This is a genomic window from Salinicola endophyticus (genome assembly GCF_003206575.1).
In the GTDB taxonomy this organism is placed as follows: domain Bacteria; phylum Pseudomonadota; class Gammaproteobacteria; order Pseudomonadales; family Halomonadaceae; genus Salinicola; species Salinicola endophyticus.
Window position 1 is genome coordinate 484,599 of record NZ_PZJO01000004.1, and the last position, 14,173, is coordinate 498,771.

Below are 14,173 nucleotides of genomic sequence, written 5' to 3' on the forward strand. Positions count from 1 at the left end.
AGGTGACCATGCGTTTTCTTCGATTCCTGCGCTCGCTCAAAGGTTTCTGGCCGCTCTCGATCGTGCTCTGGCTGGTGGGGCTGGCGCTGTGCGTGCTGCTGCTGCCGCTGGTGACTCAGGAGCGCGAGCTCATCTTCATCGCCATGGCGCTGGTCACTGCGCTGTGGCTGCTGGTCGTGGTGATGCGCCAGTACCATCGCATCCGCGCCGAGCGCAATATCGAGAACCTGGTCGAGCTCGAGGTGCACCGCGAGGCCGCCGAGAGCGAGCCCGGCGACTATCAGGTGCTGAGCGAGCGGCTCAAGCACGCCATGGCGATGCAGCGGGCGGCACGCTCGGTGGATGGCGGCAAGGCGTCGCTCTACGAGCTGCCGTGGTATCTGGTGGTGGGCATGTCGGCATCGGGCAAGACCTCGCTGCTGACCCGCTCATCGCTCTCGGCGACCATGGCCGGGGGCAGCAATCTCTCCGCGGTGAGCGGAACCCAGCACTGCGACTGGTACTTCAGCCGCGAGGCGGTGATGATCGATACCGCCGGCCGCTACCTGGTCGAGGACCGCCCGGCGAGCGAGTTCGCCGACTTTCTCAAGACCCTGCGCAAGCAGCGGCGCAAGCCGGCGATCAACGGCCTGGTGCTGGTGGTCAGCCTGCCCGAGCTGCTCGAGCAGTCGCGTCAGGACGCCCACGCCCTGGCCGAGCAACTGGTCAGCCGGGTGGCCGAGTACCGCGCCTGCCTGGGGATCAATCCGCCGGTCTATCTCTTCTTCAGCAAGGCGGATCTGCTGCCCGGTTTCACCCGCACCTTCGAAGCGCTGGATGCCAGCGAGCGCCAGCAGCCCTGGGGCCTGACCTTCTCACTCGACGAGCTGCGCCGCCAGGGCGTGACCCGAGCCTTCCAGCAGCGCTTCCCGGGGCTGGTGGCCACACTGCGCTCGCGGGTCGATGCCCGGGTGGTGGAAGAGGGCAGCGATGCCGACAGCGAGCTGCTGCGCTTCCCCGACTACTTCGCCGAACTCTACGGCGTGCTCAGCGATTTCCTCGAACAGTTCGACACCCAGCAGAACGCTGAGCGCGCGCCGATCCTGCGCGGGCTCTACTTCACCAGCGCGCTGCAGAGCGGCCCCGCGCTGCCGGCGCTGATCGACGAGCAGACCCGCGATGCCTTCGCTCTGGCGCCGACCCCGGCGGCCGCGGCGGCCCCGCGCGAGGGCGAACGCAGCTACTTCATCACCGACACCTTCCGCCACGTGGTCTTCCCGGACCGCAACCTGAGCCTCTACTACTCCCAGCGCGGCGACCGCCGCTCGCTGCCGCCGTTCATGATCGGCGCGGTCGGTGCGCTCGGTGTCGCGGCCATCGCCGCCCAGGGTTGGTCGGCCTACAACAACAAGCAGTGGCTCGACCATATCCGCGAGCGTATCGCTCCCCTCGGCACGGATGCTCGGCTCGAGCCGGACCAGCGCCGCACGCTGCGCGACGATCTCGAGCAGCAGCTCACGGCGATCGAGCGTCACCGCGAGACCGGCGTGCCGCTGCGCCTCGACCTGGGGCTGTACCAGGGCAATGCGCTGCGCGCGCCGCTGAAGGAGGCGTGGGCCACGCTGTTTACGCGGGATGTGCTGACGCCGCTCTCCTGGCGTCTGGCGCGCCAGCTACGCTCGCTGGCTGCCTTCGGTGACCCGGCCGGCGGTATCGATACCGGCACTGGTGAAAGCGAGGACGGAACGGCCTCGGGCGGCGACGGCAAGGCGGCGGATGCCGCTGGCGCTGCGCGGGATCAGGGCCGCCAGATCGGTGAGGATGCCATGGCGCGCATGCGCGAGCGCTCGACCTCACGGCCGACCCTGGGCAGCGTGCCGACGAGCGCCTCCGAGATCGGCAGTCGCGCGCGCAGCGAGCTGCGCTCGCGCACTACCGACAGCGCCCGCGACGCCTGGTACTCGGCCCGCAGTAGCGCCGAGACGTCGCTGGAAGAGGGGCTGCGTGACCGTACCAGCCAGCTGGGCAGCGCCGTGGGCAATGCCGATGGAGACGAGTCCACGCTCACCCTCTCCGGTGAGCAGGGGCCCTCGCTCTCCGAGGAGATGTTGACCAAGCTGTCGCAGGCGGACGTCGAGCAGCTGATCGAGAGCTACTCCTCGCTCAAGCTCTATCTGATTCTGACCGACCCGGACGCGCACGCGGATCAGGGCGACTTCGTCGCCTCGGCGCTGCCGCGGCTGTGGGCCGACTACGTGGCCCGCCGCGGGATCGATACCTCTCGCGATAGCATCATGGACAATGCTGCGCTCTATGTGCACTACCTGCAGGAGGGCCAGGCGCCGGCGCTGGCGCGCGACGACAAGCTGGTCGCCGACAGCCGTGACCGGCTCAACGCCTTCCTGATCGACTCGAGTCTGGTCGACCGTGAATACCTGCGCTATCAGCTGGAGGTGGAGCAGCGCTTCGAACCGCTGACGCTGTCGCGCATGGCCCCCGACATGGAAGGCCGACTGTTCTATTCCAGCCGCGCGGTGCCGGCCTTCTATACCCGTGAGGTGTGGAACCAGTACCTGCGTCCGGCGATCATCGAGACTGTCTCCGGCGATCTCCAGCGCGAATCGGACTGGGTGCTCGACGACGAGAACGTCGACGATGCGGTGCAGTCGAAGGCGCGCTTCGTCAGCCAACTGATGGCGCGCTACAAGCGTGACTACGCGATCGCCTGGGAGCGCTTCCTCGACAATACCCACGTCGCCGACTTCGACACCCTGGACAAGGCCAGCGTGCGCCTCTCCCAGCTCAGCGATCTGCAGGGCTCGCCGTTGCGTCAGGTGCTGGAAGCGGTCAAGGCCAACACCACCTGGGACGACCCCAAGGCGAAGACCGAGGACGATGCCAGCGGCAAGGCCAAGGACCAGAGCTTCTGGGGCCGGGTGATGAGCGTGTTCAACGGCGCGGGAGGTGCCTCTGCGGTCGATATCAACACGCTGCCGCGCCTCAACGATGGCCTGTTGACCCAGCACTTCCGCCCGGTGACGCGGCTGCTGGCGGCGGATGACGCCACCGGCAGCGACAACTCGGTGCTCAACCAGTACCTGCTCGATCTGCGCCAGCTCAAGGTGCGCGTGGACAACGTGCGCAGCGCCCAGGATGTGGGGCGCAGCAGCAAGTCGCTGATCATGGCGACGCTTGCCGGCCAGCCGACCGAGATCAACACCCTGCGCAACTTCGTCGCCTCGCGCGTCGATACCTCGCGCACGCCGCTGATCCGGGCGCTCGAGCCGCTCTTCCGCGAGCCGGTCGAGGACACCTGGAAGGCGCTCAACGCGCCGGCTCGCCAGCAGCTCAACGCCGCCTGGGACGACAAGATCGTCACCCCCTGGGATCAGATGATCGCCGGGCGCTATCCGGTCAGCAATTCGGTCAACGAAGCCTCGGTGCGCGACATGGAGTACTTCATCGATCCCGACAAGGGGGTGATGTCGCAGTTCCGCAAGGAGGAGATCGGCGATCTGGCCGGCTCTGGCAGCGGACAGCGCTCGACCATGGTCGACCCGCGCATGCTCTCGAGCATCGACGACGCCACCGCCCTTGGTCGGGTCATCGACAGCCTGTCGGATCTGCAGAACGGCTTCGAGCTGCAGATCAACCCCACCGCGGGGCTGACCGACATCATCCTGACCATCGACGGCCAGCGATTGCACTACCGCAACAACACCCAGTCGTGGGAGCGGTTGACCTGGCCGGGCGATGGCGAGGCCTTCGGCGCGCGCCTGGATATCGTCAACCGCAATGGCCAGCGCCATACGGTGTTCGACTATCCCAACCGCTGGGGCTTCCTGCGCATGATCGAGAGTGCGCGGATCACGCCGATCGACAAGGCGCGCCAGCGTTTCAGCTGGAACACCTACATGGGCACGGTCAGCTTCGACGTGCGCAACTTCGGCGGGGTGAAGATCTCCGACCTACAGCGGATCAAGTCGCTGCGTATTCCGCAGCTGGGCGGGGGCGGGCAGTGAGTCCGCGCTCCCCCGGCCGGACCGTGGCGCACAGGCGATTCCGGCTCAGAGCCCAGGCGGGGCTGCAAGGACGTAGTCGGGGCTGCAAGGAAGTAGTTTGGGGCTGCAAGGACGTAGTCGGGGCCGCAAGGACGTGGCCGGGGCTGCAAGAAAGTAGGCAGGGCTGGAACAGGAGTTAGGCGGGCCATGGAACAGGGTGTAGTCGGGTAATGAAGAGGGTGTCGGCATGATCGGCTGCTTTGGCAAGATTCCCACGCAGGCCGACTTCGTGGGCGTGAACGCCACCGGTGCAGTGATTCAGGAGCTCGACCAGTGGTTACAGAGTGCGCTGTTGCAGTTTCTCGATCACGACGACTGGAAGCATCGCTTCGATGCCTTGCCGGTGTGCTTCTTCAACTATCACGCGCGCAACGGCAGCGATGTGACTGGCGCCATGATCAGCTCGTCGGACGCCTCGGGGCGGCGTTATCCGTTCTTCGTCTTCCAGACGCTGAAGGCGGAAGGGCGCCCCGAGATACTGCCCTGCATCAACACCCTGGGCGAGATCTTCGCCGCACAGGCGCGGACGATTCTCACCGACTCCGTACATGGCGCCTCGCCGATCGACCCGGTGGCGGCGATCGGCGAGCTGCGCCAGCTCAACGATCAGGACATCGCGCTCTATCAGCGCATCCATCAGCGTTTCCTGCTCGACTACAGCTTCGCCGACGTGGCCAAGGCGCTGGAGTGGGGATGGCCGGAGTTCGTCAGTGGCGGCTGCCTGCATCGCCTGCACTATGCGCTGACCCGCTGGCGGGCCGGCAGCACCCAGGCGGTGATGCTGCCACTGCCGGCGGAGCGCGGGCTCAAGCGCCCGGTCGCCGATCTCTGGCAGCAGTGGCTGGGTGCCGCCTGCCCCGGCGGCACGCCGGTGATGAGTCTGCTGGTCGACGATTTCATGCGCCCGCGGCTGTTGCTGATGCCGGTGTGGCAGAGCGCGGAACAGTTCTTCGAGGTGCTCTCGAACCCGGACGACAGACGTCTGTGCATCGACGTGCTGTCGCCCTTTGCGGACGACGAGCCGCATCCCGGTACCTTGCCGCTCCCGGATACCCGGTTGAGTCTGGCCGATTTCATGGCGCAATTTCCGTGCGACGCACGGTAGGCGCCCGAGCATGAGCAGATCGCACCGATGAAACGTTTCAAAATCGCTTATCTGAAGTACGCCTTCTTCAAATACCAGCCCTACATTCTGGGGCTCTTGTTCTTCGCCGCCATCTTTCTGGTCTGGCGGCTGGGCGTGGCACTGGGCTTTTCGTCGCTGGCCAGCCTGCTCAGCGGGATCGTGCTGTTCCTGCTGGCGTCGGCGCTCTACGTGCTGCTGCTCTACCGTGGGGTGGGGCAGAAGCGCAATCTCGAGCACCTGCTGATGGAGGACGCCGATGCCGCGGTGCTCGAGGCGAGCCCCCAGGACCGCGAAGAGATCAGTCTGCTGCGCGAGCGTCTGCTCAAGACCATCGATCGCCTCAAGCAGAGCGGCAAGCGCAAGGGTCAGCGTGGCAACGACGCGCTCTATGCGCTGCCCTGGTACATGATCGTGGGGCAGCCGGCGGCGGGCAAAAGCACCATGGTCTACGAGTCCGGGCTCAACTTCCCCTTTGCCGAGCGCGAGAATGCCCGGGTCGCCGGCATGGGCGGCACCCGCCACTGCGACTGGTTCTTCAGCTCCGACGCCATCCTGCTGGATACCGCCGGGCGCTACATGAACAGCGAGGAGGAGGTCGGCAAGTGGAAAGGCTTCCTCGCGCTGCTCAAGTCGCATCGCCGCCACTGCCCGCTCAACGGTCTGATCGTCGCGGTCAATATCAGTGACGTGGTGCAGGCCAGCGACACCCAGCGCAACAACCTGGCCCGGCGTCTGCGCGAGCGCATCCAGGAGGCGCGCGAGCAGTTGGAGGCGCGGCTGCCGATCTATCTGGTGTTCACCAAGTGTGACCTGATCGAGGGTTTCACCACCTTCTTCGAGCGGCTCGACCCGCAGCACAGCAGCGACGTACTCGGCCACACCTTCCCGCATCAGCAGCCCAGCGACGTCAACTGGGGGCAGCAGTTCGACAGTGCGCTGCAGGCGCTGTGCCATCACTGGCTGCAGGTCGGTGATGACGAAATCGTCCAGCGCGACGTGGTCGATACCCGCCGCGACGTGGCGGCCTTCCGCTTTCCGCTGGAGCTGGCGGCGCTGCGTGACTCGCTGACCCGCTTCGTCGATGCCTTGACCAACGCCAACCCCTACCAGAGTGCACCGCTGCTGCGCGGCTTCTACTTCGTCAGCGCCCTGCAGGAGGGCGATGCCATCGAAGGCGAGCACGCCAGTCGCGTGGGTCGTCACTTCGCCCTGGCCAAGCCCGGGCAGCTCTCGGAAGAGCGCGTCAATCACGCCTTTTTCATCGGCAACCTGTTCCGTCAGGTGATCATCGCCGACCGCCATCTGGCCGGGCTCTACTCGAGTGACGTGCGTGGCAAGCGGCGCAAGCTGCGCTGGGGGCTCGCCGCGGCCGCGCTGGGGATCGTCGCCTGTACCCTGTGGATTACCTCGGCGGTGCGCAATCACGGCGAGATCGAAGCGATGTCGCACACCTTCGCCGAGGCTGCGGCCGAGGATGACCAGCAGCCGACTCAGTACGCCCGCTGGCACAGCTTGGACGCGCTGCGCGACTGGGGCAGCCACTACTATCAGCGCGAGCACGGCGACGGCGTGCCCTGGTCGATGGGCTGGGGGCTCTACCAGGGGGGTGCGATCGACCCGGCGATCCGCGAGCACTACTTCGATCGCCTGCGCACGGTGATGCTGGAGCCGGTGGAACAGAATCTGACCCGCTCGCTGTTTTCGCTCACCACCATCGGTGTCTATAAACGCACCACCGACGAGCTGCACGCGGTGGATGGCCCCGACACGGTGGCACCCTATGCCCGCCCGCGGGACAACACCGCGGAGTCACTGGCCAAGTTCGGGCGCAATACGCTGGATACCTATCTGATGCTGTCGGACATGGAGCGTGACGACATCGACAGCGAGGCCCTACGCAATCGCCTGCCGGCGTTCTGGTATCCGGCGATCCAGCGCCGCACCGGGGCGAAGATCGACGAGGACCGTTCCGACTATCGCTACGCCGGGCGCCAGATCGACTTCTACAGTCAGCAGATCCACGAGCCGGACGTACCGCGGATCACCTCCAACGCCTTCCTGGTCTCGAGTAGCCGCAACTATATCGACAGCCTGCTGGAGCAGACCCTGACCAGTACCGAGACCATCGTGCTCGAGTCCGACACCCTGTTCGCCTTCGGCCGCGGCGACTACGCCGGCCTGCAGCAGGCGGGGCAGAAGGAGCTGGACGAGCTGGCCCAGCGCCTGCTCAACACCAATGATCTGGGGCAGATCCTGATCACCGGCCACGCCGACCCGATCGGCAACGAGACGGTGAACCAGCAGCTGTCGTTGCAGCGGGCGATGACCGTGCGCCAGTACCTGGTGGGCAAGGGCGTGCCGGCAGGCTTGATCGAGGCCAAGGGGGCGGGCAGCGAACGGCCGCTGGTGACCTGCGACCCCAATCAGCCGCGGGCACAACTGATCGAGTGTCTGGCGCCGAATCGCCGGGTGGAGATCGAAGTCAAGAAGCAGCAGTGATGGGACGCACTGCTGTTTTTCGAGAATGTAACGAATTATGTAAAGTGTGTTTAAATGTAGAGATTGTCTTTAAAGTTTAAGATGGGTGGATATAATTGAGGTTCACCAGAATCGTGTGAGGTTTTGCAGCGTGTCGGAGGCATTTTGAAACCGGCTGCGATCATGTAAGAGATTTGCCATGCCTTTGTCGGCAATCTCTTACAAAAAGAGCGTATGCATGTGTTCTGATATTGTCTAATTAAACTTCGTTATTTGTTGGCGTTGCTGCTTTACCTAGCAAGATCAATTGGTTGAGGTTTGTATGCTTTTCGGTCGTCGGAGGTTTCGATGGCCGTCAAGTGGGCCAGGGGTCGCCCGGTATGCGCGAGGTCGATTGCCATCGCGCATCAGGAGCGGCTATTCGCGAGTGAGTAAATAGGAGAACAGAGCACATGGCATTCGATGCGTATCTCAAAATCGACGGCATCCCCGGTGAAAGCCTGGACGACAAGCATGTCGACTGGATCGAACTGAAGAGCTTCGACTTCGGCGCTAGCCAGGCTACCTCGGCGACCGCCAGTTCTGCCGGCGGTGCCTCGGCCGAGCGCGTCAATCTGAGCGAATTCCGCATTCAGAAGTTCGTCGACAAGGCGTCCGCCAAGTTGTTCGAGTCCTGCTGTAAAGGTCAGCATATCAAGGAAGTCGTGCTGCACGTGAACCGCGCCGGTGGTGACAAGGTGCGTTACATGGAGGTCAAGCTGGAAGAGGTGATCGTCTCCTCGACCGAGATGGAAGGCACCTCCGTGTCGACCGGCTTCGAGCAGAATGAGAGCGAAGATCGTCACGACCTGCCGTACGAGACCGTCAAGTTCAACTACGCGCGGATCAAGATCACCTACACCCAGCAGAAGCGTTCCGACGGCCAGGGTGGCGGCAACGTCGCCGGCGGCTGGGACCGCACGCGCAACAAGGTCTACGCCTGATACCGGGCTCGCGCCCGAGTTGCGACGGCCACTCCGCGCGAGTGGCCGGGTGGCATGCTCCTCGCCCGTGGCGGCGGGCGAGGAGCGTGGCGCCGACGCCCGGCGGCTCCCCTGTGGGAGCCGTGCGGGCGTTTGCGTTGCTGGTACCGTGTGCCGGCGACCCGTTGCAACGGATGATGCGTCGACTGACCGAGAACGGCGGGGCGCGCTTCCCGTGCCGTTCCCGGTGAGTCATCGCGGTCCAGGTACTGCCAATACCGTCATGACGAGTACCGCCATTTTTTATTGCCGGGGCGAGCGTTGCGCCGATAGCCGCCGCGGCCCGAGCCGTTGACGAGGGACGACATGGATCAACTCGGCGAACTCTCTATCGAGGCGCTACTCGCCCCCATCGAGGGCGGTGGCCATGCCGGCGGCGAGGATCTGACCTTCTCGCTGCTGTTCGACCAGATCAAGGAGGCGCGCCGCGCCGACCCGACCTATCTCCCGCAAGGTGAGTGGCAGACCGAGCTCAAGCAGTCCGACTGGGGCCAGGTGATCAACCTCACCAGCGAGGCGCTGATCGCGCAGAGCAAGGATCTCCAGCTCGCCGGCTGGCTGTGCGAGGGGCTGGCGCATCGCGAGGGTTTCGACGGTATCGCCTTCGGCCTGACCCTCGAAGCCCGGCTGCTCGACGAGTACTGGGAGACCCTCTACCCCGAACTCGACGAGGATGACCTCGAAGAGCGCTCGGCCCGGCTGAGCTGGCTGGGCGACACGCTGATCGGCGTGGTGCGCACGCTACCGTTGCTCGACGGTGACGGCTACGGGCTGGCCGACTACGACGAGTCGCGCCAGGTCGAGAACCAGGCGCGCAACGACCCCGATGCCATGGATCGCGCCCTCAGCGATGGCAAGATCAACGATGAGATCTTCCAGCGCTCGGTGGTGCTCACCAGTACCGACTTCCTGCAGCAGCGTCACGCCGTGATTGCCGCCACCCTGGTCGCGCTGGAGCAGTTGGACGAGATCGGCGATCAGCGCTTCGGACGTGATGCGCCGAGCTTCGCCGGACTGCAGAAGGTGCTGGTGCAGTGCCGCGAACTGACCGAGAAACTGCTGCGCGAGCGCGGTGCCGACGTCTCTGCCAGCGCCGACGCCGAGGCCGCTGCCGAGGTGAAGGCGGAGGAGCCCGCGTCGACCCGGGTCGAGCCGAGTCTGTCTGCCCCTGCGGGCGTCGAGCCGACGGGCGCTTTGCGTACCAAACCCCAGAGCCGCGACGAAGCCTTCGAGATGCTCAACGGCGTGGCGCGCTACTTCAAGGAGCGCGAGCCCCACAGCCCGGTGCCCTATCTGATCGAGCGGGCGGTGAAGTGGGGCCGTATGCCGCTGGAGGAGTGGCTCAAGGATGTGATCAAGGATCACGGCGTGATCGACAACATCCGCGACACCCTGGGTACGCAGCCGAAGGATGATGACTACTGACCATGTCCCGCGCCTCGATATTCGATCTCCTGCATCAGCGTCAGGTCGTCAGTGAGCCGGTTGAAGCGCCGGTGGAGACCCGCTGCGACTATCTTCCCGATCGGCTTCGGCTCATCGATGGTCTGGCGCTGACCGCCGCCGGATTCATCCGCAGCGGCGAGATACCCGAACCCGCCACCCCGGAACTTTCGTCGAGCCTCTACGGCGCCGATGGCTATCGCCTGCTGGTGCATCGGGTCGGCGACGCCATGAGCGTGAACGAGCCGCGCCTGGGCCGGCTCGACGCCAAGGCGTTGAGACTGCACCAACTGATCCAGACGGTGGTGATCGAGGCGCTGATGATGCTCGAGGCGCTGCCCGAAGAGAGTCACTTCGATGTGCTGCTCAGCGCGCCGTTGCGTGCCGGCGAAGCCGCGGAACTCGTGCAGTCGCGCCTGCGTGATGCCATCGCCGAGACCCAGTACGGCGCCTGTCTGGGCGAGGTGCGGTTGGCCCCGGAAGGCGCGGATCCGCACGCCACGCTCGACGTCGGCGAGCAGGGCGGCATGCCCTATGTGCTGTGGATCGGCGTGGACTCACTGATCAACGACAGTGACGTGGGGTCGCTGCGCTATCGCGACCTGCTGGCGCGGGCCTCACGTGGCGGCGGCCTCTATCCCGGTGAGGCGGTGGCGGTGCTGCTGCTGCAGCGGTTGACGCCCGCGCAGGAGCCTACCGCGTTCGACAGCGGCTGGTACCTGGAGGCGGGCATCCGGCGGGAGCATGCGCCGCGGGCGACCCGGCGCGATCACGACAAGCGCCAGGCGCTGATCGCACTGCTCGACGAGCTATGGCCGGCGGCGGAGCCATCGTCTGAGGCAGAGGAGCAGACGGGGGGCGATGAGACCGCGTCAGCGGCGCCCTCGCGGCTGGTGATCGATGCGCTGGGTCTGCCCGGACGGGCGGTAGAGCTGGGCGGTGCGGTGGTCGAGCGCTGGCCAGACCTGGATACGGTCGACGATGGTCTGGGCGTCGATGCGCTGTGCGGCTGGAGCGGTGAAGCCACCCGGGTGTTGCCGTTCGTGCTGGCGGCGGCGGCCTGTACTCCCGAGCAGCATGCGCTGGTGCTCACGCTGCACGCGGAGCAGAGCACCCAGGCCTGGGCGCTGAAAGGCTGCGCGGCCCTGGCCGCAGCCGCGCAGCCCGCGGAGGTTCAGTCGTGACCGCTGTCGCCGTTGTGGGAAGAGATCAGGGTCGCCCCACAGGCGGTCTTGTGGCCGTGCAGCGCGACCGGCTTGCCGTTGACCTTCATGGTCGGATGACCCTCGACGATCACCGTGGTGCTGCCATGGCCATCCTTGGGGCAGGTGACCTTGTCGCCGACGCAGGCGACGGGCTTGCCATCGATCAGGTAGCTGCTCTGTGCGGTAATGACTTTGCCGCCATGGCTCGTGGCGTCACCGAGTACAACGATGCCTTTCATCGGTCCGGGCTTCCTGGCAAGGGTGAAAAGGAGCAGGCTCGTTTCGGCGAGCCGGCGAGCGTTAATTTAGCCACCGACCCGACGCGGGAACAAGCACCCGCCGGCAAGAGGCTGCGGAGGTAAGCATGGCAGACATCACACTCGACGCGCTGCGCGAGACGTTCGATATCGACCTGTCGCAGTCGCAGCGGCTGCTGACCCTCGACGTCGCCGGCACTGCGCTCGTCCCCCATCGGTTGGTGGGCGAAGAGCATATCAGCGCGCCTTTCACCTATACCCTCGACTGCATCTCCCAGCAGGGGGATATCGAACTCAAGACGCTGATGGCGCAGCCGGCGCGGCTCTCGATCCTGCAGGCCGATGGCAGCTATCGCCCGCTGCACGGGCTGGTCTCCGAGGCCGCGCTGCTGGGCGAGGATGGCGGCGTCACCTATTACCAGCTCACCCTGGTGCCGTGGATTCAGATGCTCGGCCTGGGCCGCGACAGCCGTATCTTCCAGGACCGTTCAGTGGTCGATGTGCTGACCCAGGTCTTCGACGACTATGACCTGGCCAAGGGTCGCTATCGCTTCGATCTGCGCCGTGATTACCCGGCGCGCAGCTACTGCGTGCAGTACCGCGAGAGCGATCTGAACTTTGTCAGCCGGCTGATGCAGGAAGAGGGCCTGTTCTACTACGCCGAATTTGCCGGCGAAGACGATGATTATGCGGGCCACCGTATCGTCATCACCGACGATGTCGATACCACCCAACCGGTCAGCCCACAGGCGATCCGCTTCCACCGCCAGGCGGCCACAGAGCGCGAGGATGCGCTGAACCAGTGGGGCGGCGTGCGTACCCAGCAGCCCACCCGGGTCAGCGTGGGTACCTTCGACTACAAGCAGCCCTCGCTGACCAAGCGCACCGGGCTGGATACCTTGAGCGACCAGGGCAACCTGCCTAAGACCGAGCTCTACGACTATGCCGGCGAGTACTACTACCACGGCTATGAGCGCGGTGAGCGGCTGACCGAGAACCGCCTCGAATCGCATGAATCCCGCGCCAAGCGCTTCCGTGGCAGCGGCGGCGCACGCCAGCTCCAGGCCGGGCGCTGGTTCGAACTCACCCAGCATCCGCTGCACGACAGCGGTGGCGAAGAAGAGCGTCAGTTCCTGCTGCTGGGCGTGACCGTGCATGCCGAGAACGCCCTGCCGGTCTCGGCCCAGCTCCAGGCGCTACCGGGCAGCCTGCAGCCTCAGCTCGACGCCGCCAAGAAGGCGCACGGTCTCGAGAGTGATACCGCAGACCCCACCGGCGAGCGTCTGTCAGATTATGCGACTGGCGGCACCGGCCACTTTCTGGTCGATCTCGAAGCGCAGCGGTGCAGCCAGCCCTACCGCCATCCGCTGACCCACCGCCGCCCGGTGATCGGCGGGCCCCAGACCGCCACCGTGGTCGGCCCGGCCAATGAAGAGATCCACACCGACCACCTCAACCGGGTGCGCGTCCAGTTCCACTGGGACCGCCAGGGCCAGCAGGACGAAAATGCCAGCGTCTGGCTGCGGGTCTCCCAGCCCAACGCTGGCGCCGGCTGGGGCGGGGTGTTCGTCCCGCGTATCGGCCAGGAAGTGCTGGTCGACTTCCTCGAAGGCGACGCCGACCGCCCGCTGATCACCGGCCGGGTTTACAACGGCGAGCAGACCCCGGACTGGCACAGTCACGGCCTGCTCTCAGGGTTCAAGAGCAAGNNCGCCTTCCGCGGCACCGGGTTCGAGCTGCGCACCGATGCCTATGGCACTATCCGCGCCAATCAGGGGCTCTACCTCACCAGTTGGGGCCAGCTCGGCGCCAGCGGCGACCAGCTCGATTTGACGCCGGCCAAGCAGCAGCTCGACAGCGCCTACCAGCTCACCGACACGTTGAGCCAGAGTGCCCAGGATCACAACGCCGAAGCACTCGACAGTCGTACTCACCTCAAGCAGGCGGGCGAGGATGCCAACGACACCTACGGCAACAGCGAACAGCTTGCCGGTTCATCAGGACAGGCCAAGCAAGACAACGCCCGTGGCGCTACCGACAGCGGCGGCCGTGGCGAAGCGGCACGCATGAAAGCGCCGTGGCTGCATATGGCCTCGCCCGCCGGCATCACGATGAGCACGCCGGAATCGACTCACCTGGCCCAGGGCCGCTCGCTGAGCGTCTCCAGCGGCGAGGACGTCAACCTGGCCACCGGCAAGAGCCTGGTCGCCTCGATCTCCGAGAAGCTCTCGCTGTTCGTGCAGAAGGCCGGGATCAAGCTGTTCGCGGCGCGGGGCAAGGTGGATATCCAGGCGCAGTCGGACAACCTGGAAGCCACCGCGCGGCGGGATCTCGGGGTGACCTCCACGGAAGACAAGATCGACTTCGCCGCCGCCAAGGAGATTCTGCTGGTCAGCGGCGGTGCCTACGTGCGCATCAAGGGCGGCGATATCGAGCTGCACGCCCCCGGCAAGGTCACGGTCAAGGGCGCGACGAAGAACTTCGGCGGGCCGGCGAGCCTGAACGCCACCCCGCCCGAGTTGCCTGAGGGGGAAGACGTGCTCTGTGCCAGCAAGAGCCAGGCTGCGGCAGGCAGCGGTGACGGAAGCGTGGAAAGCTAGCG

8 protein-coding genes are annotated in these 14,173 nt (G+C 65.8%); 7 read left to right on the forward strand and 1 reads right to left on the reverse strand.

The features are described from left to right. Positions 1 to 8 precede the first annotated feature (8 nt). The 6 genes from DOM66_RS11520 (at position 9) to DOM66_RS11545 (ending at position 11,293) form a co-directional block, all read left to right on the forward strand. A complete protein-coding gene (locus tag DOM66_RS11520; protein WP_110690190.1) occupies positions 9 to 4,001 on the forward strand; it encodes a type VI secretion protein IcmF/TssM N-terminal domain-containing protein in 3,993 nt (1,330 codons plus the stop codon). Between the two features lie 226 nt (positions 4,002 to 4,227). Then, the gene (gene tagF, locus DOM66_RS11525) at positions 4,228 to 5,145 is read left to right on the forward strand and encodes a type VI secretion system-associated protein TagF (RefSeq protein ID WP_110675575.1); all 918 of its coding nucleotides are present in this window, start codon (positions 4,228 to 4,230) and stop codon (positions 5,143 to 5,145) included. A gap of 27 nt (positions 5,146 to 5,172) precedes the next feature. Next, the gene (gene tssM, locus DOM66_RS11530) at positions 5,173 to 7,665 is read left to right on the forward strand and encodes a type VI secretion system membrane subunit TssM (protein WP_110690191.1); all 2,493 of its coding nucleotides are present in this window, start codon (positions 5,173 to 5,175) and stop codon (positions 7,663 to 7,665) included. A 431-nt stretch (positions 7,666 to 8,096) separates the two neighbouring features. Then, a complete protein-coding gene (locus DOM66_RS11535) occupies positions 8,097 to 8,627 on the forward strand; it encodes an Hcp family type VI secretion system effector (RefSeq protein WP_035469455.1) in 531 nt (176 codons plus the stop codon). Positions 8,628 to 8,972: 345 nt separating this feature from the next. Then, positions 8,973 to 10,091: a type VI secretion system protein TssA gene (tssA, locus tag DOM66_RS11540; protein WP_110675577.1), complete on the forward strand. Its 1,119-nt coding sequence runs from the start codon at positions 8,973 to 8,975 to the stop codon at positions 10,089 to 10,091. Positions 10,092 to 10,093: 2 nt separating this feature from the next. Beyond that, entirely contained in the window at positions 10,094 to 11,293 is a 1,200-nt protein-coding gene (locus tag DOM66_RS11545) for a hypothetical protein (RefSeq protein WP_110690192.1), read from the forward strand. Here DOM66_RS11545 and DOM66_RS11550 read toward each other — a convergent pair. Further along, entirely contained in the window at positions 11,284 to 11,553 is a 270-nt protein-coding gene (locus DOM66_RS11550) for a PAAR domain-containing protein (RefSeq protein ID WP_035469462.1), read from the reverse strand. The two genes, DOM66_RS11545 and DOM66_RS11550, sit on opposite strands and share 10 nt — an antisense overlap. 125 nt (positions 11,554 to 11,678) lie before the next feature. On the opposite strand from DOM66_RS11550, the gene DOM66_RS11555 reads away from it, so the two are divergent. Further along, positions 11,679 to 14,171 carry a type VI secretion system Vgr family protein gene (locus DOM66_RS11555; RefSeq protein WP_110690193.1) on the forward strand — a complete coding sequence of 831 codons (2,493 nt, stop codon included), beginning with the start codon at positions 11,679 to 11,681 and terminating at the stop codon, positions 14,169 to 14,171. Positions 14,172 to 14,173: the final 2 nt, after the last annotated feature.

What these genes read in the sequence shown, in the direction of transcription:
- DOM66_RS11520 (WP_110690190.1), top strand. Translation starts at nt 9, where the DNA reads ATGCGTTTTCTTCGATTCCTGCGCTCGCTCAAAGGTTTCTGGCCGCTC.
- tagF (WP_110675575.1), top strand. Translation starts at nt 4,228, where the DNA reads ATGATCGGCTGCTTTGGCAAGATTCCCACGCAGGCCGACTTCGTGGGC.
- tssM (WP_110690191.1), top strand. Translation starts at nt 5,173, where the DNA reads ATGAAACGTTTCAAAATCGCTTATCTGAAGTACGCCTTCTTCAAATAC.
- DOM66_RS11535 (WP_035469455.1), top strand. Translation starts at nt 8,097, where the DNA reads ATGGCATTCGATGCGTATCTCAAAATCGACGGCATCCCCGGTGAAAGC.
- tssA (WP_110675577.1), top strand. Translation starts at nt 8,973, where the DNA reads ATGGATCAACTCGGCGAACTCTCTATCGAGGCGCTACTCGCCCCCATC.
- DOM66_RS11545 (WP_110690192.1), top strand. Translation starts at nt 10,094, where the DNA reads ATGTCCCGCGCCTCGATATTCGATCTCCTGCATCAGCGTCAGGTCGTC.
- DOM66_RS11550 (WP_035469462.1), bottom strand. Translation starts at nt 11,553, where the DNA reads ATGAAAGGCATCGTTGTACTCGGTGACGCCACGAGCCATGGCGGCAAA.